This is a genomic window from Tsukamurella strandjordii (assembly GCF_039525985.1).
Lineage (GTDB): Bacteria > Actinomycetota > Actinomycetes > Mycobacteriales > Mycobacteriaceae > Tsukamurella > Tsukamurella strandjordii.
Genome location: NZ_BAAAII010000002.1, coordinates 420,041 through 442,673 on the forward strand (window position 1 = coordinate 420,041; position 22,633 = coordinate 442,673).

22 protein-coding genes are annotated in these 22,633 nt (G+C 70.8%); 18 read left to right on the top strand and 4 right to left on the bottom strand.

Translation table 11 applies throughout. The features are described 5' to 3' along the window. Positions 1-14 precede the first annotated feature (14 nt). The 13 genes from ABD108_RS02810 to ABD108_RS02870 all read left to right on the top strand — a co-directional run bounded on the left by ABD108_RS02810 (position 15) and on the right by ABD108_RS02870 (position 13,590). A complete protein-coding gene (locus ABD108_RS02810; protein ID WP_343929691.1) occupies positions 15-659 on the top strand; it encodes a Maf family protein in 645 nt (214 codons plus the stop codon). A 291-nt stretch (positions 660-950) separates the two neighbouring features. Beyond that, positions 951-2,222, top strand: coding sequence for a phthiocerol/phthiodiolone dimycocerosyl transferase family protein (locus tag ABD108_RS02815; RefSeq protein WP_305109963.1), 1,272 nt, complete (start codon positions 951-953; stop codon positions 2,220-2,222). A gap of 23 nt (positions 2,223-2,245) precedes the next feature. Then, positions 2,246-3,535: a phthiocerol/phthiodiolone dimycocerosyl transferase family protein gene (locus ABD108_RS02820; protein WP_343929186.1), complete on the top strand. Its 1,290-nt coding sequence runs from the start codon at positions 2,246-2,248 to the stop codon at positions 3,533-3,535. Continuing rightward, a complete protein-coding gene (locus ABD108_RS02825) occupies positions 3,532-4,227 on the top strand; it encodes a VC0807 family protein (RefSeq protein ID WP_220656281.1) in 696 nt (231 codons plus the stop codon). Before ABD108_RS02820 ends, ABD108_RS02825 begins: the two co-directional genes overlap by 4 nt. Next, on the top strand, positions 4,224-5,612 hold the full coding sequence (locus ABD108_RS02830; RefSeq protein WP_220656282.1) for a glycosyltransferase: 1,389 nt from the start codon (positions 4,224-4,226) through the stop codon (positions 5,610-5,612). Before ABD108_RS02825 ends, ABD108_RS02830 begins: the two co-directional genes overlap by 4 nt. 1 nt (position 5,613) lies before the next feature. Then, complete coding sequence (locus ABD108_RS02835) at positions 5,614-6,873, top strand: phthiocerol/phthiodiolone dimycocerosyl transferase family protein (protein ID WP_343929188.1); 1,260 nt, start codon at positions 5,614-5,616, stop codon at positions 6,871-6,873. Beyond that, positions 6,870-8,165, top strand: a complete 1,296-nt coding sequence (locus ABD108_RS02840) for a hypothetical protein (RefSeq protein WP_343929190.1) — start codon at positions 6,870-6,872, stop codon at positions 8,163-8,165. The genes ABD108_RS02835 and ABD108_RS02840 overlap by 4 nt, the downstream gene beginning before the upstream one ends. A 37-nt stretch (positions 8,166-8,202) precedes the next feature. Next, a complete protein-coding gene (locus tag ABD108_RS02845) occupies positions 8,203-9,096 on the top strand; it encodes a sulfurtransferase (protein WP_220656285.1) in 894 nt (297 codons plus the stop codon). After that, positions 9,093-9,509, top strand: a complete 417-nt coding sequence (locus ABD108_RS02850) for a SufE family protein (RefSeq protein WP_220656286.1) — start codon at positions 9,093-9,095, stop codon at positions 9,507-9,509. Before ABD108_RS02845 ends, ABD108_RS02850 begins: the two co-directional genes overlap by 4 nt. 9 nt (positions 9,510-9,518) lie before the next feature. Beyond that, a complete protein-coding gene (locus ABD108_RS02855) occupies positions 9,519-10,961 on the top strand; it encodes a condensation domain-containing protein (protein WP_220656287.1) in 1,443 nt (480 codons plus the stop codon). 131 nt (positions 10,962-11,092) lie between these two features. Then, a complete protein-coding gene (locus ABD108_RS02860) occupies positions 11,093-12,898 on the top strand; it encodes an acetyl/propionyl/methylcrotonyl-CoA carboxylase subunit alpha (RefSeq protein ID WP_305109967.1) in 1,806 nt (601 codons plus the stop codon). Positions 12,899-12,914: 16 nt separating this feature from the next. Next, a complete protein-coding gene (locus ABD108_RS02865) occupies positions 12,915-13,142 on the top strand; it encodes a hypothetical protein (RefSeq protein ID WP_343929193.1) in 228 nt (75 codons plus the stop codon). Between the two features lie 43 nt (positions 13,143-13,185). Further along, a complete protein-coding gene (locus ABD108_RS02870) occupies positions 13,186-13,590 on the top strand; it encodes a hypothetical protein (protein ID WP_305109968.1) in 405 nt (134 codons plus the stop codon). Positions 13,591-13,629: 39 nt separating this feature from the next. Here ABD108_RS02870 and ABD108_RS02875 read toward each other — a convergent pair whose 3' ends face one another. Together ABD108_RS02875 and ABD108_RS02880 are read right to left on the bottom strand one after the other, a co-directional pair. Continuing rightward, complete coding sequence (locus ABD108_RS02875; protein ID WP_343929195.1) at positions 13,630-14,367, bottom strand: nucleoside deaminase; 738 nt, start codon at positions 14,365-14,367, stop codon at positions 13,630-13,632. Positions 14,368-14,580: 213 nt separating this feature from the next. Next, entirely contained in the window at positions 14,581-15,147 is a 567-nt protein-coding gene (locus ABD108_RS02880; protein WP_343929197.1) for a helix-turn-helix domain-containing protein, read from the bottom strand. Positions 15,148-15,270: 123 nt separating this feature from the next. Between ABD108_RS02880 and ABD108_RS02885 the strand changes: the two genes are divergently transcribed. Together ABD108_RS02885 and ABD108_RS02890 are read left to right on the top strand one after the other, a co-directional pair. Beyond that, entirely contained in the window at positions 15,271-15,822 is a 552-nt protein-coding gene (locus ABD108_RS02885) for an NADPH-dependent FMN reductase (protein ID WP_220656293.1), read from the top strand. A gap of 93 nt (positions 15,823-15,915) precedes the next feature. Then, entirely contained in the window at positions 15,916-17,679 is a 1,764-nt protein-coding gene (locus ABD108_RS02890; protein ID WP_343929199.1) for an N-acyl-D-amino-acid deacylase family protein, read from the top strand. Between the two features lie 37 nt (positions 17,680-17,716). Here ABD108_RS02890 and ABD108_RS02895 read toward each other — a convergent pair whose 3' ends face one another. Next, on the bottom strand, positions 17,717-18,217 hold the full coding sequence (locus tag ABD108_RS02895; RefSeq protein ID WP_343929201.1) for an HAD family acid phosphatase: 501 nt from the start codon (positions 18,215-18,217) through the stop codon (positions 17,717-17,719). A 244-nt stretch (positions 18,218-18,461) separates the two neighbouring features. Between ABD108_RS02895 and ABD108_RS02900 the strand changes: the two genes are divergently transcribed. Genes ABD108_RS02900 through ABD108_RS02910 form a run of 3 tightly spaced genes read left to right on the top strand, consistent with a single transcriptional unit; the run spans position 18,462 to position 21,950 of the window. After that, positions 18,462-19,073 carry a TetR/AcrR family transcriptional regulator gene (locus tag ABD108_RS02900; RefSeq protein ID WP_343929203.1) on the top strand — a complete coding sequence of 204 codons (612 nt, stop codon included), beginning with the start codon at positions 18,462-18,464 and terminating at the stop codon, positions 19,071-19,073. 21 nt (positions 19,074-19,094) lie between these two features. Beyond that, positions 19,095-20,744, top strand: a complete 1,650-nt coding sequence (locus ABD108_RS02905; RefSeq protein WP_343929205.1) for an acyl-CoA dehydrogenase family protein — start codon at positions 19,095-19,097, stop codon at positions 20,742-20,744. After that, entirely contained in the window at positions 20,745-21,950 is a 1,206-nt protein-coding gene (locus tag ABD108_RS02910) for a low temperature requirement protein A (protein WP_343929207.1), read from the top strand. Here ABD108_RS02910 and ABD108_RS02915 read toward each other — a convergent pair. After that, positions 21,937-22,554, bottom strand: coding sequence for an LGFP repeat-containing protein (locus ABD108_RS02915; RefSeq protein WP_220656298.1), 618 nt, complete (start codon positions 22,552-22,554; stop codon positions 21,937-21,939). The two genes, ABD108_RS02910 and ABD108_RS02915, sit on opposite strands and share 14 nt — an antisense overlap. Positions 22,555-22,633: the final 79 nt, after the last annotated feature.

Genomic DNA, 22,633 nt, shown 5'->3' on the forward strand with positions numbered 1-22,633 from the left:
CCGGCCCGGTCGGGCTGGTCCTCGCGTCGGCTTCGCCGGCGCGGCTCGGTGTGCTCCGCGCCGCCGGGGTCGAGCCCGCGGTGATCGTCTCGCAGGTCGACGAGGACGCGATCCTCGCCGACCTCGGAAGCACTGTGCCGCACGAGGATGCGGTCACCGCGCTGGCCCGCGCCAAGGCGCACGACGTGGCCGCCCGTCTCGTCGGCGAGCCCTCGCAGCGCGGGCGCACCTCGGTGGTGATCGGCTGCGATTCGATGCTCTCCATCGACGGCGCCCTGGTCGGTAAGCCGCACACGCCCGCGGTCGCACGGGAGCGCTGGCACGCGATGCGGGGCCGCTCCGGGCGGTTGCTCACCGGGCACTGCGCGCTACTGCTGGTCGACGGTGCGCTCGCCCACGAGGCCGTCGGGACGGGCGATACGGTGCTGCGCTTCGGCGCACCGTCGGACGCCGAGATCGACGCCTACGTCGCGACCGGCGAGCCCCTGGAGGTGGCGGGCGCCTTCACTCTGGACGGCCTCGGCGGCTGGTTCATCGACGGGATCGACGGCGACCCGAGTTCGGTGATCGGCATTTCATTGCCATTGATGCGAAGCCTGCTCTGCGATCTCGGCGTCGATGTGGTCTCGCTGTGGGCGGGATCGCCGCGCACAACCTGAGCTGCGGGTGTCCGACGTCACATTCTCGGCGTGTTCTGCGCGTAAGCATTGCGTTAACTCCACGGAAGCGGAACGTTTCCCCAGCTCGGAACCCATGGCAACTCGCGAGTAACAAAACACCGTTCAGTCAGCGAAGTTTCACCGAACCCAGCACGCGCGCCGGTTAACGCAACCCCGGTCAAGGGTGCAACACAGTGACGATCGACACCACTCCTTCGGCTCGCGAAGGGAATGGACAGGCCTTTAGCGTTCATGGCGAACCAGGTAACCGCCCACAGGTAGGAACCGCGCATGAACGCAACGCTTCGCCCGCTCGCACTCTCCGAGCGCGGTTTCGTGGGCCCGTACCCGACCACGGTCGCCTTCGAGCTCACGCTGCGCGGCGATCTGGATCTGGCCGCCCTCAGCGATGCGCTCACCGCGCTGCGCGGCACTCACCCCGCCCTGGACGCCGCCGTGGTCGCCGACGGCGAGGACTTCGCCTTCGTCGTGCCCGCGGAGGCGACCGGCGCGGCGCTCACGGTGGACCGGGTGGACACCCTCCCGGAGATCGCGGTGCCGCCGCTGGTCGACCCGGGGGTGGCCCTGGGCCGACTGCACGTGGTGACCGCGGGCGACCGGCACCGGGTCTCGCTCGCGATCAACCACGCGCTGGGCGACGGCACCTACCTGTTCACCCTGTTCTCGCAACTGTTCGCGCACTACACCGCCCTGGTGCGCACCGGCGGCCTCGATGCGGCCCGCCCGCAGGAATTCCCGTCCTCGGCGCAGGAGGTCCTGCGTGAGGTCGCCACCGTCGCCGATACCGGACGCGAGCGGCTCGACGGCATCCGCTGGTACGGCGCGGCTCCCACGCTGGACGCCGACGGTGCGCCGGCCGCGCCGCGCCTGCCCGAGGTGGCCTCGCTCCGCTTCTCCGAGGACGTGACCGCCGGTTTCGCGGCCGCGGCCAGCGGCGTGGGCATGAATGCACTGCTCTCCGGTGTGCTGCTGTGCGCCGAGCGGGTCGGATTCCTCGACGCCGATCCGGCGGAGTCGATCCGGATCGGCGCGATGACCCTGGCCGATATGCGACGCCGGATCCAGCCGGCGCTAGCGGCCACCGCGGTCACCAACTTCGTCGGGGCGTCCTTCGCCGCGCCCGAGCTGACCGCCCTCGCCGATCCGATCGCCGTGGGCGCCGCGATCGCCGACACCGTGCGCGCCGATGTCGCCGCGGGACGCAGCCTGGCCGTGCTCGCCGCACCCGCTCCCCCCGGACCCGCGGAGCCGCCCGTGGTGCTCAGCAACCTCGGCGCCCTCGCCCTGGACCTTCCCGACACCGTGGAGGCCGAGCACCTACGCCCGCTCATGTCGATGGATTCCGCCGGACTGCACGGCCACGCCGGGCAGCGGCGACCATCGCCCTCGGCCACGATCTTCCAGGCCTCCACCTTCCAGGGCCGCCTGGGCATCGAGGCGATCACGCTGGGCGGCACCGCCTCCCCCGCCGCGCGGTCCGCCGTCGCCGACCGGATCGCCGCCCTCGTCCACGCCGCCGCCCGCCTCGCCCCCGCGGCCTGACCGGATCGAACCCAGGAGACGTCATGCAGACCTACCGCGCACTCACCTTCTCGGAGGCCTCCTTCGTGCGGCCCACCTCCCGCGAGGTGATCGGCACCTCGTTCGAGCTGCGGGGCGCCGTGGACACCACCGCGCTGCGCGCCGCGTACGGCGCGCTTCTGGAGGAGTACCCCGTGCTGTCGGCGCGGATCGTGACCCTCGGCGGTAAGCCGCATTTCGCGCCGGGCGATGCGGCCGTGGCCGCCGCCATCGGATTCCAGGACGTCTCCGCCCCGTGGTCCGGCTACGACCAGACGCCGCCGTGGTTCGTCGGCAGTGAACAGCTGTCGGCGCTCACCCTGACCGGCCTCGGCGAGCGGTACCGGCTCACCCTGTGGGCCAGCCACGCCGCCACCGACGGTTCCGGCATCGTCGCGATCTCGGTGCGGCTGTTCGAGCTGTACACGGCGTTCGCCAGCGGGGCGACGCCGATCGTGCGGCCCGCCCGCGATTTCCCGGCCGAGCCGCATCTGGTGATGGCGGCGCGCGGTCACATGCCCGGCGAGCTCGACTACGAGGAGCGCCTCGCGGGCACCCGCTGGCACGGCGCGGTCCCGGCCCCGGCGGACGAGGCTCCCGACGCTCCGGACGCCGACGATGCGCACCGCGTGCGGTTCGACGCCGCCGCCACCGCCGCCCTCGCCGCCGCCGCGCGGGCCCACGGCTTCTCCACCCACGCCCTGGTGAGCGGTCTCATCGCCCGTGCGGAACTGGCTGAATCCGAGGACGATTCGGCCCTGGCCCTGCTCACGCCGGTCGATTTCCGCGGCCGCATCGAGCCGCCCATCCCGCTGCGCTCGGTGACCGCCCTGTGCGGGTTCTCCTACGTGGCCGTGCGCGACGATGCGGTGGAGGCGATCGCCCGCATCGTGGCGGACACCATCCGCTCGGACGTCCGTGACGGCACCGTGCTGCGCACCGCCGTGAGCCCGATGCCCGACCTGGCCACCCGCCGCCACGGCCCGCCGGTGCTGATCAGCAACCTCGGCGAGTTCCCCGCCCTCCCCGTGCCCGCCGCCCTGGAGGTGCTCGACTTCCACTCGCAGATCGTGCGCAGCGCGGCAGGCATCCGCGAGCACGCCGCCACCTGGCAGGGCGACGGTGCCGCGCCGGTCCCGATCGGCTCGTCGTACCTGATCTCCACCTTCGGCGACCGGCTCTCGATCGAGATGCGGGTGCTGCCCGGCACTCTCGGCGACGAGGCCCGGACCCGGATCCTGCGCCGCATCGAGGCCGGCGCGCTCGCGCTACTGGAACTCGGGACGGCCGCATGAGCGTGCCCCTCGCCGACACCGAATCGCCGCCGGCCCCGCCCGTGGCGCTGCTGGTGGATGTCGCCATCCAGCTCGGCGTGTACTTCACACTCCGCTACCTGGTGGGCGCAGGCCAGCTGGTGGCCCTCGTCACCGGCACCGCGCTGGTCGCCACCCGGATCCTGGTGCGCACCTTCCGCCGTCGCGCCACCGATCCGCTGGAGATCTTCACCCTCTCGCTGCTCACGTGCTCGATCATCGCCGCCGCCGTCTCCGGCAGCCCGCGGGTGATCCTGCTGGTGGAGACCAGCATCGGCGGGCTGATGTTCGTGGCGATCGTCGCCGGTCTGGTGCTGCGCCGCCGCGCGGTGGCCACCCTGATCATGCGGCTCACCGTCCGCGGCGACGCCGAGCGCGCCCAGGCCTGGAACCGCCGGGTGCGGGTGTCCCCCACCACTGTCCGGGCCGTCTCCGCCATCGATCCGCTGTGGCTGGTGGCCGTGGCCGTCAGCACCGGCGCCTCGGTCACCGCGGCGCTGGCCCTGCCGATCGACTACGCGGTGGTCGCCTGTCAGCTGATCCCCCTGCTGGTGGCCGTGCCGATCGCGCCGATCACCCTGTTGCTGCTCCGCCCCGTCCGGGCTGCGCTGGCAACCCCCGACCGTCCCCTGACCCCGTCACCGAAGAACGTCGAAAGGACGAACCGATCATGAAGGTGTGCATCCTCGCCATGGGCAGCCGAGGCGATGTCCAGCCGACGATCGCGATCGGGCTTGCCCTGAAGAATCGCGGACACGATGTGACGATCGCCGCCATGGGCGATCCGCTGGTGAAGCTGATCCGCTCCGCGGGCCTGGAAGGGCACCGGCTCAACGAGATCGTGCCCGACTACGACGACGACTACCGCGAGGTGATCCATCGGCCGGTGGAGCGGATGCGTGCCTACGGCCGCTTCCTGGTGCGCAACATCGCCACCATCTCGCACGAGATCGAGACCGTGTGCCGGGACGCCGATGTGGTGCTCACCCACTCGGACGCCGTGGATTTCGCGCTGCCCGTCACCCGCCGCACCGGCGCCTCGATCATCAGCTACCGGTTCTTCCCGGGCACCACCAACAGCGTGTACCCGATGACCCAGTACACGCCCGCCGGTCTCACCAGCGATGTGCTCTCGCGGTCGCCGCGGATGGTCAAGCGCGCCACCTGGGCCCTGGGCGATTCCTTCACCTGGACGCACGTGCGGCACGCGGTGAACTTCCACCGCATGTCGATCGGCGAGGCGCCGTACCGGTCGCGTCGAGCGAAGAACCGGGACGCGAACGAGATCGTCGACCTGCAGCTCTACGATCCCGCCCTCACGCCCGATCTGGTGCCCGAGTTCAGCCGCACCCGGCCGATGCTCGGCTTCCTGGAGGTCCCGTCGGACGCGTGGTTGCGCGAGGGCAAGCAGACCCGCACCGACGCCGACCTGATGCGCTGGATCAAGGAGGGCGACGCGCCGATCTACTGGGGCTTCGGCAGCATGCGCATCGCCGACCCCGATGAGAAGGCCCGCATCTTCGCGCAGGTGTGCAAGGAACGCGGCCGCCGCGGACTCATCGTGGCCGGGTGGAGCGATCTCCAGGGCGCCGATCTCGGCGATCACATCCGGGTGGTCGACGAGGTCGTTCACTCGGAGGTGTTGCCGCACTGCGCCGCCGCCGTGCATCACGGCGGCGCCGGCACCACCGCGGCGTCGCTGCGCGCGGGACTGCCCACGCTGATCTGCCCGGTGCTCGCCGATCAGCCCTTCTGGGGCGCGCGGGTCACCGATCTGGGCGTCGGCGCGTGCCTGCCGATGCGCAGCATGACCCCGGAGCGCCTGCACGCGGCCTTCGACAAGCTGCTCGATCCCGCGACCCGGCGGCGCGCACAGCGCACCTCGTCGCTGATCGACCTGGGCGACATCCCCGCCCGCCGGGCCGCGCTGATCATCGAGTCCATCGCCGAGGACGACGGGGTCGATGTGACGGGCCGGCTGGTGGACACCATCTCCGCCCCCGCCACCGTCGATTTCGCCGCCCCGGCGGCGCTGCCGCTGGAAGCCATGGAGGTGTGAGATGTCCCGTCGTGCACTGACTCCGCTGGAGGTGCCGTACGTCGTCACCAACACCACCTCCAGCGGCAGCTTCATCGCCCGCGGGCCGATCGACGCCGATCGGCTGGCCGCGGCGTACGCGGCCCTGCGCCGCGAGTACCCCGAGCTGACCGGCCGGATCGAGGCCACGGCCTTCGGTTTCGACCTCGTGACACCCGATGTACCGCTCGACGAGGCGAGCGCCCCGGTGATCGTCGAACAGCGCCCGTTCGCCGCGGGTGATGTGGCGCTCGGCGTGCAGCCCGACGAGGCGCTCGCCGCCGTGCAACTGGTCTCCGACGGCGACCTGCACCGGGTGACCCTCGGGGTGAACCACGCCGTGGCCGACGGTGCGCACGCGCTGTTCCTGAATCTGCGCCTGTGGCAGCTGTACACCGATCCCGCCGCGTACGCGGGCCCGGTGACCGATCTTCCGGCGGGCCCCCTCGATCTCGCGGACCGGTTGGGCGCCTCGGGCACACCCGGGCAGTTCACCGCTGTCGCCGTCGAGTCGGCCGGCGTCGTGCCCACCCCCGCGGCGGTGGACGACGGGACCTTCGGGTTCGAGCGGATCCGGATCGACGAGGCCGCCACCGCTGCGGTGCGGCAGCGCGCCAAGGCGGCCGGGGTCAGCGTGCACGGCCTGCTCGCCGGACTCATCGTGACCGCCGAACGCGCCGAACTCGACCGTCCCACCGACGAGGCCGTGAGCATGGCCGTCTTCAGCCCGGTGGACCTGCGCGGGCGCTGCGATCCGCCCGTCGAGGCCGCCGCGGTCACCAACTTCGCCGGCTCCTCGACCGCACCGGTCGCGGTGCGCGGAGATGCCGCCCCGGAGGACATCGGCCGGATCGTGCTGGACCGGCTCAAGTCCGATCTCGCCGACGGCACCGTGGTCGCCGCCCTCACCGGCGCGGCCGGCGTGCAGGTGACGGGCGGGGCGCCCGTGCGGCTGAGCAACATCGGCGCGATCCCCGCGCCCGCCGCACCCGAGGAGGTCACGGTGCTCGACTTCCACACCAGCTCCGAGGTCGATATCGACCGGGTGCGTGCGCTCGTACACAGCGCGCCGCCCGAGGCGCTCGCCCCGCTCGTCGGATTGCACTACCACGCCCTCACCTTCGGTGGCCGCCTCTCGATCGAGCTGCGCTACGCCCCGGGCACCCTGAGCCCGGAGGCGGTGCAGCGCATCCGCACCCGCATCGAGGCCGCACTCACCGCACCCGTCGGAGCCGCCGCATGACCGACGATTCCGCCGATCTGCTCGCCTTCGTCGATCAGGGCGCTGCAGCGGGAACCCGCGCCACCGGCCGCAATTCCCTGATCCAGATCGTCTGGGTGTACGACCACGGCGTGAACCTCGAAGGACTGGAGGAGTTCCGCCGGTCCCTCACCCGCGGCCTGCTGGGCCGCCGCGTGACGGCATCGCCCCTGCCCTTCGGGCGGGACCGCTGGGTGGCCAGCACCGCGGCGGCGCAGATCTCCGTGGCCGCGCAGCCCCGTCCGCGGGAGGAGATCGACGCCTGGGTGGACCGGCGCGCCGCGGTACCCATCGACCCGTGGTCCGGCCCCGGCTGGCACCTCGGAGTCCTCCCGCTCACCGACGGCGGATCCGCTGTGACGCTGGTGGTCTCGCACGTCCTCGCCGACGGTGTCGGCGCCGCCACCGCCGCCGCCGAGGCCGCACTGGGCGCCGCCCGCGAGCTCCCCTACCCGCGGGAGGCTCCGCCGCTGTGGCGGTCCATCCCCCGCGATGCCGCCCTGACCGCCCGGCAGATCCCGGCCGCGATCCGGGCCGCCGCGGCCGCGTCCCGGCTGGCGAAGGGACGGCTGGCGCCCACGGGCACCGCGAAACCGCACCCCGTCGGGCCCGATCGGTGGACGGTCGCCCACCTGGACCGCGCCCTGCTCACCGAGCGGGCCGAGGCGCTGGGCGGCACCGAGACCACCCTGCTGTTCGGGGTCACCGCGGCGATCGCCTCGACGCTCGGCTGGGTGCAACCCGCCGACGGCGCCGCCGTCCTCGGCCTGTCCGTGAACCGGCGCACCGACGGGGACCTGCGGGGCAACGCGATCGTCGACGCCGAGCTCACCGTGGACCCCGCCGCGGGCCCCGAGGGCATCGCCGCGCTGCGCGGCACCGTGAAGCGGTTGCTGGCCGGGCTCGGGGACGGAGGCCGGTTCGACGTCTTCGGCCCGCTGATCACGCTGCTGCCGCGCCGCACGCTCGCCGCACTGATCGACGCGCCACCGGACCCCGCACGTCCGGTGACCACGTGCGCCGGGGTGGGGGCGCTGCCCGCCCCCGTGCGCTCGCCGGACGGCACGCCCGCGGATCGCGCCTGGTTCCGCCTGGCCTGGTCCGATCTGCCGGGGCGGGAGACGGGACCGCGGCCGCCGTACTTGTACGTGGGCTGGACCGGAACCGACGACGAGATGTCCGTGTTCGCCGCGACCAACCTGGCGGCGGCCGAGGATCTGCCCGGGGTCGTCGACGATGCGGTGGCGAAACTGGTGCACCGCTCCCCCGTCTGAGCCGACACCGGTCCCGCGCGACCGCTAGGCTTGCCGCGTGGCCATCGAGACCGATCCCAGCCCCGAGCTGCAGGACTACGCGCACCCCGAACGCCTCGTCACCGCCGATTGGCTGAGCGGGCACCTCGGTGTGCCGGGCCTGAAGGTGATCGAGTCCGATGAGGACGTGCTGCTCTACGACATCGGGCACATCCCGACCGCGCAGAAGGTGGACTGGCACCTGCACCTCAACGACGCCGTCACGCGCGACTACATCGACGGCGCGGCGTTCGCGGAACTGATGCGCGCCAAGGGCATCAGCCGCGACGACACCGTGGTGATCTACGGCGACAAGTCGAACTGGTGGGCCGCCTACGCGCTGTGGGTGTTCACCCTGTTCGGCCATCCGGACGTGCGCTTGCTCGACGGTGGCCGTGATCTGTGGATCAGCGACGGCCGCGATGTCTCGCTGGACCGCCCGGACTATCCGCGCAGCGACTACCCCGTGGTCGAGCGCGACGACGCCGCGATCCGCGCCTTCGCCGACGAGGTGCGCGCCGATCTCGGTACCCGCGCCCTGGTCGATGTGCGCTCGCCGCAGGAGTACACCGGCGAGCGCACCCACATGCCCGATTACCCGGAGGAGGGCGCCCTGCGCGGCGGGCACATCCCGACCGCGGTGTCGATCCCGTGGGCCAAGGCCGCGCGGTCGGACGGCCGGTTCCTGCCGCACGCCGAACTGACCGAGGTCTACGCGGATCTCGATCCGCAGGCGCCCGTCACGGCCTACTGCCGGATCGGCGAGCGGTCGAGCCACACCTGGTTCGTCCTCACGCATCTGCTGGGCTTCGCGGATGTGAAGAACTACGACGGCTCCTGGACGGAGTGGGGCAACACCGTGCGTGCGCCGATCGCGCGCGGCGAAGAGCCGGGCCCCGTCCCGAGCGCGTGAGCAGCCTGCCCGCGCCGCTCGCGGAGATCGTCGACGACTTCGCCGGTCTCGGCGAGCAGGACCGGCTGGAACTGCTGCTCGAGTTCTCCCGCGAGCTGCCCGACCTGCCGGAGCACCTGACCGCGGCGGCCATGGAGCCGGTGCCCGAGTGCCAATCGCCGCTGTTCCTGGACGTCGACGCGTCCGATCCGGGCGCGGTGCGGCTGTACTTCAGCGCGCCGCCGGAGGCGCCCACCACCCGCGGTTTCGCGTCGATCCTGGCGCAGGGTCTGGACGGCCAGTCGGCGGCGGCCATCGCCGCCGTCCCCGACGATTTCCACCACGCGCTGGGGTTGGACTCCGTGGTCAGTCCGCTACGGCTGCGCGGTATGTCGGCCATGCTGTCCCGGATCAAGCGTCGCCTCGCGGCGTAGCGAGCCGCCATGCAGTTCACCGAGCTGGCCACGTATCCGCTTCGCCCCGGCGAATTGCGCAACTGGATCCCCACCACCGGCCCGGCCTCCCGGTGGCGCGACGACCCGCGCGCCACCTCGCACGTGCACGAGGCGCACCTGCGCGGCGCGCTGTCGATCCTGCAGCGCCGGCACATCGACGGCGGTCGCGAGTCCTGGCTGGGCCTGGGGATCGAGTTCGACGAGCCGCTGTCCATCCCCGGTCTGCGCACCGCGCTGCGGGCCTGGATCGATCGGCACGAGGTGCTGCGCACCCACGTCTTCCTGGAGGACGGCGTTCCGCGGCGGCGCAGCGCGCTGCCGGACACCGTGGACCTCAAGGTCCAGACGGTGGGCACCTACAGCAGTACCGAGCCCCTGGCCGAGCAGTTGCTGGGTGAGTTCGATAGGGCCACGGCGCCGCTCACCTGGCCCGCGTACATGTTCTCGACAGTGGCGCGGGAGGACTCGTTCACGCTGTTCTTCGCCGCCGATCATTCGCTGCTGGACGGCTACTCGCTGATCCTGAGCCCGTACGAGCTGCGCGAGCTGTACCGCGAGGCGGTGCACGGCGACGAGCCGCGGCTGATCCCCGCCGGCAGCTACGTGAACTACTCCGATACCGACCGGCAGTCCGCCGACCGTGCCACCGCCGATCATCCGGCGGCGGTGATGTGGGAGGAGTACCTCACCGAGACCTCCTTCCAGCCCGAGCCGTTCCCCATGCCGCTGCTGCCGCCGAGCGCCAAGGTGCTGGCGGACGAGACGCTCGCCGCGCTCAGCCTCGACCCCGACGGGGTGCCGCGGATGCCGCAGAACGCCCTGAACTTCCATCTGCTCGACGACGAGCGGGCCAACAACTTCACCCGCGTGTGTTCCGAGGCGGGCGCCACGCTGGTGACCGGCGTGCTCGCGTGCATGGCGAAGATCAACACCGATCTGGGCTTCGGCCCGGTGTTCCGGTGCGCGGTCACCCGGCACACCCGCGACGCGGAGCAGTGGATCGCGGCGCTCGGCTGGTTCGTGGGCATCGCCCCCTTCCGGCTGGACACCACGGGGACCCGCACCTTCGGCGAGTTGGCGCAGCGCTCGCAGGAGCAGTGGCGGCACTCGAAGGTGGGCAGCACCCTGCCCTACCTGCGGATCGGCGAGGTGCTGGGCTCCGCGCCCCCGCCGCGGTTCGTGGTCTCGTTCATGGACACCCGCTCGGCGCCCGGTTCGGCGGTCAACGACGCGGGTGGCGCGGGTGCGCTCCGCTCGCGCGATTACTCGCTGGAGGACGTCTATCTGTGGATGCTGCGCACGCCCACCGGACTGCACGTGGCGGCGCGGTTCCCGGGCTTCGACACCGCGCGCCGCAGCATGACGCTGTACCTCGGCGCGCTACGGTCGATGTTGACCGAGATCGGCGACGCAACGGTTACTCGCGGGTAACCCATTCGCGGGGGACTGTCGCGTGCGCCACAGCGGGTGAGGCATAGACTCCGTCTGGAGCCTGGCCCGACAACGGGTGTACACAGACGGCTGCGCGCGCACCCTCGCGCAGCCTGGAACGAGGAGATTGAGTGGCAGCGCACGCCGATAAGAAGATCGAGAAGGTGCTCATCGCCAACCGCGGCGAGATCGCGGTTCGCGTGATCCGGGCCGCGCGAGATGCCGGCCTGACCAGCGTCGCCGTCTACGCCGAGCCCGACGCCGACGCCAAGTTCGTGCGCCTGGCCGACGAGGCCTTCGCGCTGGGCGGCCAGACCTCCGCCGAGTCGTACCTGGTCTTCGACAAGATCCTGGACGCCGCCGCGAAGTCCGGTGCCGATGCGATCCACCCCGGCTACGGCTTCCTGTCGGAGAACGCCGACTTCGCGCAGGCCGTGATCGACGCGGGCCTCACCTGGATCGGCCCGTCGCCGTCGTCGATCCGTGACCTGGGCGACAAGGTGACCGCGCGGCACATCGCCGAGCGCGCCAACGCGCCGATGGCCCCCGGTACCAAGGACCCGGTCAAGGACGCCGACGAGGTCGTCGCCTTCGCCAAGGAGTACGGCGTGCCCGTCGCCATCAAGGCGGCGTTCGGCGGCGGTGGCCGCGGCATGAAGGTCGCGTACACCATCGAGGAGATCCCCGAGCTGTTCGAGTCGGCCACCCGTGAGGCCGTGGCGGCCTTCGGTCGCGGCGAGTGCTTCGTGGAGCGCTACCTGGACAAGGCCCGCCACGTCGAGGCGCAGGTCATCGCCGATCAGCACGGCAACGTGGTGGTCGCGGGCACCCGCGACTGCTCGCTGCAGCGCCGCTTCCAGAAGCTGGTCGAGGAGGCGCCCGCACCCTTCCTCACCGACGAGCAGCGCGCCCGCATCCACCAGTCCGCCAAGGACATCTGCCGCGAGGCGGGCTACTACGGTGCCGGCACCGTGGAGTTCCTCGTGGCCGCCGATGGCCTGGTCAGCTTCCTCGAGGTGAACACGCGCCTGCAGGTGGAGCACCCGGTCACCGAGGAGACCGCGGGTATCGACCTGGTGCGCCAGCAGTTCCGCATCGCCGAGGGCAAGGAGCTGACGATCACGGAGGATCCCACTCCGCGCGGTCACAGCTTCGAGTTCCGGATCAACGGCGAGGACGCCGGTCGCGGCTTCCTGCCCGCCCCCGGCCCCATCACCGTGTACCGCGAGCCCACCGGCCCCGGCGTGCGCGTCGACTCCGGCGTGGATCAGGGCGATGTGATCGGCGGCCAGTTCGACTCGATGCTGGCCAAGCTCATCGTGACCGGCGCGACCCGCCAGGAGGCGCTCGAGCGCTCGCGGCGCGCGCTGGCCGAGTTCGAGGTCGAGGGCCTCGCGACGGTCATCCCGTTCCACCGCCACATCGTCTCCAACCCCGCCTTCATCGGCGACGGCGAGAAGTTCGACATCTACACCAAGTGGATCGAGACCGATTGGGAGAACCCGATCGAGCCCTACGCCGGTGGCCAGGCCATCGAGGAGGACGACTCGCTCCCCCGCCAGAACGTGGTCGTGGTGGTCGACGGCCGCCGCGTCGAGGTCTCGCTCCCGGGCGAGCTGTCGCTGGGCGGCGGCGGCAACGCCGGTGGCGCCGGGGTGATCCGCCGCAAGCCGAAGCCGCGCACCCGTGACCGGAGCGCCGGCGTGGCCGCGACCGGTGACTCGGTGACCGCTCCGATGCAGGGCACGGTCGTCAAGGTGGCCGTCGAGGAGGGCCAGGAGGTCAAGGCCGGCGAGCTGGTCGTGGTCCTGGAGGCCATGAAGATGGAGAACCCGGTGGCCGCGCACAAGGACGGTGTCGTGACCGGCCTGTCGGTCGAGCCGGGCACCGCCGTCACGCAGGGCACCGTGCTCCTCGAGCTGAAGTCCGCGGAGTAGCTGGAAGAACCGGATCGTGGATCCGATAGGCCTCAACGTCGGGGCGTGGTACCTCACGGAACTGCGCCCCGACGCCTGGCTGGCCGATGAGGCCTACGCCTGGGCCGTCCGCGTGAACACCACCGGTGATTCGATCGGCGAGGTCACGCTGCAGCCGTCGGGCGAGGTCACCGTCGACGGTCCCGATTCCGAGGGCCTGCGCACCGCGCGCGATGCGGTGACGCGATTCGGCGCCTCGCTCTAGCGAAATCGCCCCGCCCGGCCCCGCGCCGCGCGATGATCTGTGCATGGCGAAGAAGAAGGAACCCGAGAAGGTTCCCCCGTCCATCTCGGACTCGATGACCGGTCTGGTGGATTCGGTGCGCTCCGCGGCCACCCGCGCGATGGACAACACCGGCCGCACGGTCAACAGCGTGGGCAAGCTCAGCACCGTCCCGCCCGACACCATCGAGCTGATCTCCGAGCTGCCGAAGATGATGCTCGCGATGGCCGACATGATCGAGCGCGCGAACAACGTGATCGACCGGGTCGAGCGGATGACCGCGGTGGCCGATCCCGCGCTGAACACCCTCGACGCGGTGCTCCCGCCCTTGGTCGAGGTCACGAACAAGCTCACCGACGTCCAGAAGGGCGTCAACAAGCTCCCCGGCGTCAGTCACCTCCGCAAGGCCACCGGCCTCAGCAGCGACTGAGCGACTCGCGGCCCGTTCGGGGCGGCGTCGGTGCTCGATTCACCGTTTCCGTTGGAGGAACATGACATCCGTCTCCTCTCGGAGGACTCCCGAGATGAGATCGAAACCACGCGGATTGAGTTCGGCGGATCGACTCGCGACATCGACCGCGTCCAGGTCGATCTGCGAGATGCCTGCCGCTCGGATGCCTGCGATCGAGGTGGCCCACACGATGGTCCGAATGCCGCACCACGCCATGGCGCTCATACACATGGAGCAGGGCTCTCCCGTGGTGTACAGGGTCGTGTCGGCCCACGCGCTCAGCCCTCGATCGGCGTAGTCGTTGATCGCGACTATTTCGCCGTGCAGGATGGGGTTCGTCTTCGACGAGTTGGCCCCGCGCGCCACCACCGCATCGGTGCGTCGATCGACGATGACCGCGCCGAAGGGATAGCTGGCGTTCTTCCGGCCTTCGGCGACCGCCTGGCGCATGAAACCTTCGTGGTACGCACGATCTGCACCCGACAGTGCCGATGCGTCGCGAACCCGCGGTGGCGAGGGAGCTGCGAAGACGGCGCCGGGGTTGGTCGCTGCGAATGCCGAGGCGGCGGTGACAGTGAGGGCGGCGGGGAACAGGCTGCGTCGCGAGAGCGTCATGGGGCCTCCTTGCAGGTGGTTCCGGGATGAAGTCCCTCGCGCGGGCATGAACGCGCGGGCATGAACGCGCGAGCACGAACGCTCGAGCGCGGGGAGCGCGATCGCTGACGCGCACTTCCGTGGTCCCGGGAACATCGACATCGGTAGTGATTCCGTCGCGCACAGCGCTGGGCGCACGGCCAGTCACCCGCTCCGCCCGGTCGGCTGAACCGGTTGGACGCGCTGCAATGTTGCAGTCGCGGGCTCCTTGATCTGATTGTGCCCGAACATGACCGGCTCGGCAGTGCTGAGACGAAACTGCGACCGAGACACGGTTATCTCGGACGAACGGCTGCAAGCGCGCCGTCATTCCCCCTAGACGTGATGGGCACGTTCGCCCTGCGGCCCGTAGATGCCCAGGTACTCAACGGGTTTGTCGTCGGCGCTGCCGAACCAGTGCGGTAGCCGGGTGTCGAATTCGATCACCTCGCCGGGCTTGATGATCATGTCCTTCTCGCCGAGGATCAGGCGCAGGTTCCCGTCGAGCACGTACACCCAGTGATAGCCCGGATGTGAGACCTGGGTGTGGGTCCGCGTGCCCGGCTGCGGCCGGATCACCTCTTTGAACGTGCGCAGTCCGCCGGCCCGGCGGGTGAGCGGGACGATGGTGCGGTCGCCGTGCCGGACGGGCTTGAGCCGCACGCGCGGATCGCCGGTCTCGGGGGCGTCGACGAGCTCGTCGAGCGGCAGTCCGTAGGTCCGCGCGAGCGGGAGCAACAGTTCCAGGGTGGGCTTGCGGGAGCCGCCCTCCAGCCGGGAGAGGGTGCTCACCGAGATCCCGGTGGCCTCGGCGACGGCGGTGAGGGTGATATCGCGCTCCTGGCGGATGGCGCGCAATCGCGGACCCACCTGGGCCAGTACCGGATCGGTCGCTTCGGTCATGCCCCCATTGTGCCGACTCGGCAATCGGGTTTGCCGGAACCTCGCCTAGCGGACCGCGGTCCGTTACGCTACCGTGGTGGAGTCGCCCGGACCGGCCGGGCTGAGCACACGAAAGGACTTCCCATGAAGATCGGTGTCATCGAGGGCTCCATCCGCGACGGACGCAAGGCCGAGCAGATCGGGCAGTGGGTCGCTGCCGCAGCCGGCGCGCGCGAGGGCGTCGAGGTCACCGTCCTCGACCTCAAGGAGTACGACGTCCCGCTGCTCACCTCCGCCACCGTGCCGGGTGCCGCGAACCGTCAGTACGACAACGCGGCCGTGACCGCTTGGGGCCAGGCCGTCGACGCGCAGGACGGTTTCATCTTCGTCACCCCCGAGTACAACCACTCGGTGCCCGGCGCCTTCAAGAACGCCTTCGACTCCATCGGACCCGAGTGGGCCGGCAAGACCGTGGCCTTCGTGGCCTACGGCGCCGACGGCGGCGTGCGTGCGGTGGAGCACTGGCGCCAGATCACCGCCAACTTCTCCATGGTCGATGCCCGCTCGCAGGTGAGCCTGGGCCTGTTCACCGATTTCGACGGCGAGGGCAACTTCGCGCCGCTGGATCGCCGCCAGGCCGAGCTGCAGGGCGTGCTCGACGAGCTGACCGCCGCCACCGCGCGCAACCTGGGTTAGCAGCGCCGTCGGGCCTCGGCGCCGATCCCGAGGCCCGACGCGCACCCCGCCGATCGATTACACTGCTAATCGTATCGGCGACAAGGGGGCCTCATGAGCTTCGACCTCATCGTCCGTGACGGGCTCTGGTTCGACGGCACGGGCGCCGAGCCCCGGCGCGCGCACCTCGGCATCCGGGACGGCCGGGTGGCCACGGTCTCCGCCGAACCGCTCGACGAGGCCGGATGCCCCGAGGTGATCGACGCCGCCGGCAGGTGGGTGATGCCGGGCTTCGTGGACATCCACACCCACTACGACGCCGAGATACTGCTCAACCCCGGCCTCGACGAATCGGTCCGGCACGGCGTGACCACCGTGGTGCTCGGCTGCTGCTCGATGTCCACGGTGTACGCCACCTCCGAGGACGCGGCCGATCTGTTCAGCCGCGTGGAGGCCGTGCCGCGCAAGCACGTGATCGCCGCGCTCGAGGACTTCCGCGATTGGACCGATCCCGAGGGCTACATCAAGCGCCTCGATTCCCTGCCTCTGGGCCCGAACATCGCCTCCTTCGTGGGACATTCGGACCTGCGGACCGCCGTCATGGGCCTGGGTCGCGCCACCGAGAACAGGTCGCTGCCCAGCCGCGCCGAACTGGACCGGATGGCGCAGATGCTCGACCGGGCGCTCGACGCCGGGATGCTCGGCATGTCCGGGATGGACGCGCCGATCGACAAGCTCGACGGTGACCGCTACCGCTCCCGCGCCCTGCCCTCGACCTATGCCTGGTGGCACGAGCGCTGGCGCCTGATCAACGTGCTGCGCGAGCGAGGCCGCATCCTGCAGAGCGCACCGAACATCAACAACCCGCTCACCGTGGTGATGTTCTTCCTGGCCTCCGGTAACCGGCTGTTCTCCCGCCGCCGGACCGTGCCGGTCAGCCTGCTGGTCGCGGCGGATTCCAAGTCCGCCAAGGGCGCCCACCGCGTGCTCAGCCTGGGCGCGGCGCTCGGCAACCGGATCTTCCGCTCGAAGATCAAGTTCCAGCATCTGCCGCTCCCCTTCACCCTGTACTCCGACGGCATCGATCTGCCGGTCTTCGAGGAGTTCGGCGCGGGCACCGCGGCGTTGCACATCCGCGATCAACTCGACCGCAACGAGCTGATGGCCGATACCGAGTACCGGCGCCGGTTCCGCCGCGAGTTCGCGCTCAAGAAGCACAAGCCCGGCCTGTGGCACAAGGACTTCCGCGATGCGGTCATCGTGGACTGTCCGGATACGTCGCTGATCGGCAAGAACTTCGCACAGATCGCCGACGAGCGCGGCATCGCCCCGTTGGACGCCTTCCTGGACGTGCTCGTGGAGAACGGCGAGAAGAACGTCCGGTGGACCACCACCGTGGGCAATCACCGCCCCGCGGTGCTCGACGAGATGGCGAAGGACCCGAACTTCCAGCTCGGCTTCTCCGATGCCGGTGCGCACCTGCGCAACATGGCCTTCTACAACTTCCCGCTGCGCTTCCTCAAGCGGATGCGCGACGCGGAACAGCGGGGTGCCACGGTACTGCCGCTGGGGCGCGCCGTGCACCGCCTCACCGGCGAGCTCGCCGGCTGGTTCGGCCTCGATGCCGGCCACCTGCGCGAGGGGGACCGAGCCGATTTCGTGATCATCGATCCGGCGAAGCTCGACGATGCCGTGGACGCCTACAACGAGGCGGCCGCACCGTTCTTCGACGGTCTCTCGCGCATGGTCAACCGCAACGACGCGACGGTGGTCGCCACTGCGATCGGTGGCCGCGTGGTGTTCCGGCTCGGCGAATTCGTCCCGGGCTACGGTCGTGACCAGCAGACCGGTCACTACCTCCGGGCCGGCGCGCGGTGATACCGGCACGGCGCCTTCGCCCGGGTGGCCGACGCGCCTACTGCAATGTCTCGTTGTAGTCCGGAAGCTTGAACGCCTTCTCGTAGTTGCCGCCGGTGAAATCCCCCGGCCGATTGCCCACGTTCGCGGTGATCGTGTACCCCTCGCTCACGTACTTCTGGCGGCACGCCTGCTTACTGTCGGTGGCATGCCGGGCCTCCCGAGGCGTACGCGGGCACATCGCATCCACCGGGTAACCGACGGCGGTGACGGCGGAGGTCGCACTGTCGGCGCTGGTGCGGTACGACGCGAACAGCACCGAGAAGCCGATGTCCTTGGCGTGTCGGGCGAACTCGAGCACCTCGGGGGTGGCTGTACCGGGCCGATAGTCGGTCTGCAGGGCAGTGTTGTCAATGTCGAGGACGATCGCCAGCCGCTCTCCTCCCTGGGCCTTGCGCTGATCGAGCCACGCAGTCCCGCCCGACATCGCGGCCTTCACGTCGGCCCGCCAGGTGGCGTAACTCGGCAGCTCGGCATGAGCCGCGGCGGGCGTGAACATCGTGGCACCGGCTACCACGAGCGCGGTCGCCGCGAGCCTGTGTACAGCGCGAGAGTGTAGGGAAATACTCATACCGGCACGCTAAGACCGGGACGGCACTCCGGCGGGAACAGCCACGAGCACGCCGATGAACACGAGTCGAACACCGCGTGCGACCACGGCACCACCACCACTTCGCCCGAACTCTTGTGTGTGACCCGGGCCACGCGATACTCTGAATCCGAATTCGAAACTTGGAGGATCGATGGCCTACCGGCAGACGGAGCGCGTGGCCTCGCGGCTCGCGCAGCGCCGCGCCGACATCGTGGATGCGGCCTGCCGCCTGGTGGCCGAGGGCGGCTTCGGCCATGCCAAGGTGGGCGCCATCGCACAGGCCGCCGGCGTGGGCGTGGGCTCGGTGTACAGCCACTTCGACGGCATCGACGGTGTGCACGCCGAGGTCTTCGCCGTCTTCGCCGAACGCGAACTGCAGCGCACCGCAGCTGATCTGCGAGAGCCCACCGATCCGCGCGAGGCCGTGATCGCCCAGGTCCACGGCTTCGGGACGCGCGCGCTGCGCGCCCCCGTCCTGGCCTGGGCCCTGCTGCTGGAACCGGCCGGCACCGTCATCGAGGAGCTGCGCCGCAGCTACCGGGACGGGCACGCCGCGCTGGCCGCCGAGCGGATCTCGGCCGGGGTCGCCTCCGGCCACTTCCCCGCCCAGGACGCGCGCGTCACCGGCGCCGCGATCGTCGGCGCCATCGCCGAGACCCTGGTGCGCCCCCTGTCCCCCGGCGCCGCCGCGGAGCCGCCCGAGAACACCATCGACGAGGCGATCGCCTTCTGTCTTCGCGCCGTCGGCGCCACCCCCGAATAACCGCTCCAGGAGATGATTCCCATGCCCGCCACCCACGACGTCTTCAATCAGGCCACCCCACTCGTCGATTACGACGCCGCGCAGTACCCGCCGCTGCTGGATGCGGTGCGGTCCGCCGGAGCCACTGATTCGCTGGAGGAGATCCACGCGACCGGGCGGCGCGCGGGCAGCGCCGAGGCGATCGACTGGGGCGAGCTGGCCAATGCCCATCCGCCCGTTCTGAAGACGCACGATCGGTTCGGCAACCGGGTCGACGAGGTGACGTACGATCCCGCCTATCACCAGCTGATGAGTGCCGCGATCGATCAGGGCCTGCACGCCGCGCCGTGGGCGTCCGACTCGCCGCACGCCCATCTCACGCGTGCCGCGAAGTTCTCCGTGTGGACCGCGGTGGACGCGGGACACACCTGCCCGATCTCGATGACCTACGCCGCCGTTCCCGCCCTCCGGCACGCCCCCGAGCTCGCCGCGCAGTACGAGCCGCTGCTCAGCACTCGCATCTACGATCCGGTGCTGCGCGTGCCCTCCACCAAGCCCGGCCTCACCGCCGGCATGTCGATGACCGAGAAGCAGGGCGGCTCGGACGTGCGCTCGGGCACCACCCGGGCGGTCCCGCAGCCCGACGGCACGTACCTGCTGACCGGCCACAAGTGGTTCACCTCCGCCCCGATGTCGGACATGTTCCTCACCCTCGCACAGGCGCCGGGCGGCCTGAGTTGCGTTCTCGTGCCCCGCATCCTGCCCGACGGCACGCGCAACCGGTTCCACCTGCAGCGCCTCAAGGACAAGCTGGGCAATCACAGCAACGCCAGCTCGGAGATCGAATACGACGGTGCCGTGGGCCATCTCGTGGGCGAGGAGGGTGCGGGCGTGCGCACCATCGTGGAGATGGTGAACATGACCCGCCTCGACTGCACCATCGGATCGGCGGCCCTCATGCGGATCGGCACCCAGCAGGCGGCGCACCACGCCGCGCACCGTCAGGCCTTCGGGGCGGCACTGATCGACCAGCCGCTCATGCGGAACGTGCTGGCCGACTTGGCCACCGAGGCCGAGGCCGCCACCGCCGTCTCGATGTGGCTGGCCGAGCTCACCGACCTCGCCCAGGCGGGTGCCACCATGCCCGACGGCTCGTCGGCCGCCGATCTGCGGCGGATCGCCCTGGCCGTCAGCAAGTTCCACGTGTGCAAGCGCGGGCCGATCCACGCGGCCGAGGCCATCGAGTGCTTCGGCGGCAACGGCTACGTGGAGGAGTCGGGCATGCCGCGGCTCTACCGCGAGGCGCCACTGCTCTCGATCTGGGAGGGCTCGGGCAACGTGGCCGCGCTCGACGTGCTGCGGGCTGCTGCGCGCCAGCCCGCCAGCGTGGCCGCGCTGTTCGGCTTCCTCGACGGTGCGGCGGGCGCGGACGCGCGGCTCGACGCGGCGGTGGCCCGGCTCAAGGCGGAACTCTCCGACGTCGATCAGCTCGAATTCCGAGCGCGACGCGTGGTGGAGGCCGCGGCGCTGGCGATCCAGGGCGCCCTGCTGGTGACCCGCGGCGAACAGGCCGCCGCCGACGCCTTCTGCGCGACCCGCCTCGCCGCGGACTGGGGCGGCGTCTTCGGCACCCTGCCGCGGGGCCTGGACATCGGCACGCTGATCGACCGTGCCACCCCTAAGATCGGCTGAGTGGGCAGCAAACACCTGGCGGCGGTGACGGGATCACTGCGGCGCGAGAAGGACGATCCCGAGGTCAGCTCCACGGAGCTGTTCTACGACCTGGTGTACGTCTTCGTCGCCATCCAGCTCGCCAAGTTCCTGGTGGAGAACCTCACCGGGATCGGCGCGCTGCAGGCCACGGTGATGTTCGCCGCCGCCTGGTGGGCGTGGAACTACACCACCTGGACCGCGGTCTGGCACAATCCGCGGGCGCTCCCGGTACGCGGCCTGTTCCTCACGCTCATGCTGCTCACGCTGATCATGGCGTCGGCGATCCCCGAGGCCTTCGAATCCCGCGGGCTGGAGTTCGCCATCGCCATCACGGCGATGCAGGTGCTGCGGCCCGCCTACATGGTGGTGGCGCTGCGGAACCGGCCCGAGGGCAGGTACTTCCACAGCCTGGCGGTCTGGTCGATCGTCGCCGGAGCGCTGTGGATCGCGGGGGCCTTCCAGCACGACGGTGCCCGCCTGGCCCTGTGGGGCGGCGCGATCGCGATCGAACTGGCGGGGCCGATCTTCCGGTTCCGGCTTCCCGGCCGCGGCGCGGTACCGCTCGAATCCTGGCCCGTGGCACCGGGGCACCTGGCCGAACGGTGCCGGCTGATCGTGATCGTCGCGCTGGGCGAGGCGGTGCTCTCCGCCGGACGCACCTACGCCGATCTGGAGCCCGGATGGGGCACGCTCGGCACCCTCGTGATCGGCTTCGTGACCTGCGGCGCGCTGTGGTGGCTGTACTTCGCCCGGCACTCCGCGCAGGCGCTGGACCGGATGCGCGGCTCGTCCGAGATGACCCGGATGGGCCTGCACGGCTACGCCTACTCGCACGCGCTGATCGTGGGCGCGATCCTGGTGACGGCGGTGGGCACCGAACTGATGATGGCGCACCCCGGTGAGGCCACCCGGCTCGCCACCGGGACGGCGATCGTGGGTGGCCCGCTGCTCTACCTCGTCGGTCTCACGCTGTTCGTGTACCTCACCGGCGGCATCGACGGCACCGAGCGCGTGATCGTCTACGTGGGCCTGAGCATCACCGCGGTGCTCGCCGTGGTCGTGGTGCTCACGAAGGTCCCGCTCGTGCTGGCGGCGGGCATCATGCTCGCCCTGCTCATCGGTTTCGTGGCCGCCGCGGGCTGGCACGCCCGCCGGGTGGAGCCGGACGGCGTCACGGCCAGGTGATCACACCGCGCTGGAAGGTCTGCGAGAAGCTGTTGCCCGTGCGGATCTCCGGCCCCGTGGGGTAGCCGTACTTGCCGGACTCGCGCTTGTCGGCGCTCCACTTCACCAGGATCTCGCCCCACACCGGCCAGGTGCCGCTCGTCGGCGACCAGTAGATGACGCCGCCCTGGAAGGCGTTCATGGCGCCGCTCACGCTGTTGAACGGGCCGCGTGCCTGGATCTCGTCGGTGATCGGGTAGCCGAGCGGGCCGTTCTCCCAGCGGTTCTCGCCCCACTTGGCGCGGATGGCGCCGCCGATCTGGTGAGCATTGCCGCCGTCGACGCTCGGGTGCCAGTAGAAGGAGGTGTTCTCCTTGAAGGTCTGGAACTTGCCGCCGCGGGCGGCGTTCGACTCGGCGATCAGGGGCACACCCCAGCGGGCCCAGCCGCCGGTCGCGAAGTAGGAGACCTCGATCTGGCCCTTCACCAGGAAGCGGCCCACCTGCTGATCCGCCTTGGCGACGGCGGTCACGGTGCCGCTGATCCCCACGGCGAGGGCGGCGGCAGCGACGGCGACCCGCAGGGCGGTGCGGCGCTGGCTGAGATGCGTGGCGTGCGTAGTCATGCCTACTCCTTAGTTTCAACCTCACATTCATCATGAATCACATGAGTCACACAGGCAACAATAAGAGAGGGCGTGTCGG

What these genes read in the sequence shown, in the direction of transcription:
- ABD108_RS02815 (WP_305109963.1), top strand. Translation starts at nt 951, where the DNA reads ATGAACGCAACGCTTCGCCCGCTCGCACTCTCCGAGCGCGGTTTCGTG.
- ABD108_RS02820 (WP_343929186.1), top strand. Translation starts at nt 2,246, where the DNA reads ATGCAGACCTACCGCGCACTCACCTTCTCGGAGGCCTCCTTCGTGCGG.
- ABD108_RS02825 (WP_220656281.1), top strand. Translation starts at nt 3,532, where the DNA reads ATGAGCGTGCCCCTCGCCGACACCGAATCGCCGCCGGCCCCGCCCGTG.
- ABD108_RS02830 (WP_220656282.1), top strand. Translation starts at nt 4,224, where the DNA reads ATGAAGGTGTGCATCCTCGCCATGGGCAGCCGAGGCGATGTCCAGCCG.
- ABD108_RS02835 (WP_343929188.1), top strand. Translation starts at nt 5,614, where the DNA reads ATGTCCCGTCGTGCACTGACTCCGCTGGAGGTGCCGTACGTCGTCACC.
- ABD108_RS02840 (WP_343929190.1), top strand. Translation starts at nt 6,870, where the DNA reads ATGACCGACGATTCCGCCGATCTGCTCGCCTTCGTCGATCAGGGCGCT.
- ABD108_RS02855 (WP_220656287.1), top strand. Translation starts at nt 9,519, where the DNA reads ATGCAGTTCACCGAGCTGGCCACGTATCCGCTTCGCCCCGGCGAATTG.
- ABD108_RS02870 (WP_305109968.1), top strand. Translation starts at nt 13,186, where the DNA reads ATGGCGAAGAAGAAGGAACCCGAGAAGGTTCCCCCGTCCATCTCGGAC.
- ABD108_RS02875 (WP_343929195.1), bottom strand. Translation starts at nt 14,367, where the DNA reads ATGTCGATGTTCCCGGGACCACGGAAGTGCGCGTCAGCGATCGCGCTC.
- ABD108_RS02880 (WP_343929197.1), bottom strand. Translation starts at nt 15,147, where the DNA reads ATGACCGAAGCGACCGATCCGGTACTGGCCCAGGTGGGTCCGCGATTG.
- ABD108_RS02885 (WP_220656293.1), top strand. Translation starts at nt 15,271, where the DNA reads ATGAAGATCGGTGTCATCGAGGGCTCCATCCGCGACGGACGCAAGGCC.
- ABD108_RS02890 (WP_343929199.1), top strand. Translation starts at nt 15,916, where the DNA reads ATGAGCTTCGACCTCATCGTCCGTGACGGGCTCTGGTTCGACGGCACG.
- ABD108_RS02895 (WP_343929201.1), bottom strand. Translation starts at nt 18,217, where the DNA reads ATGTTCACGCCCGCCGCGGCTCATGCCGAGCTGCCGAGTTACGCCACC.
- ABD108_RS02900 (WP_343929203.1), top strand. Translation starts at nt 18,462, where the DNA reads ATGGCCTACCGGCAGACGGAGCGCGTGGCCTCGCGGCTCGCGCAGCGC.
- ABD108_RS02905 (WP_343929205.1), top strand. Translation starts at nt 19,095, where the DNA reads ATGCCCGCCACCCACGACGTCTTCAATCAGGCCACCCCACTCGTCGAT.
- ABD108_RS02915 (WP_220656298.1), bottom strand. Translation starts at nt 22,554, where the DNA reads ATGACTACGCACGCCACGCATCTCAGCCAGCGCCGCACCGCCCTGCGG.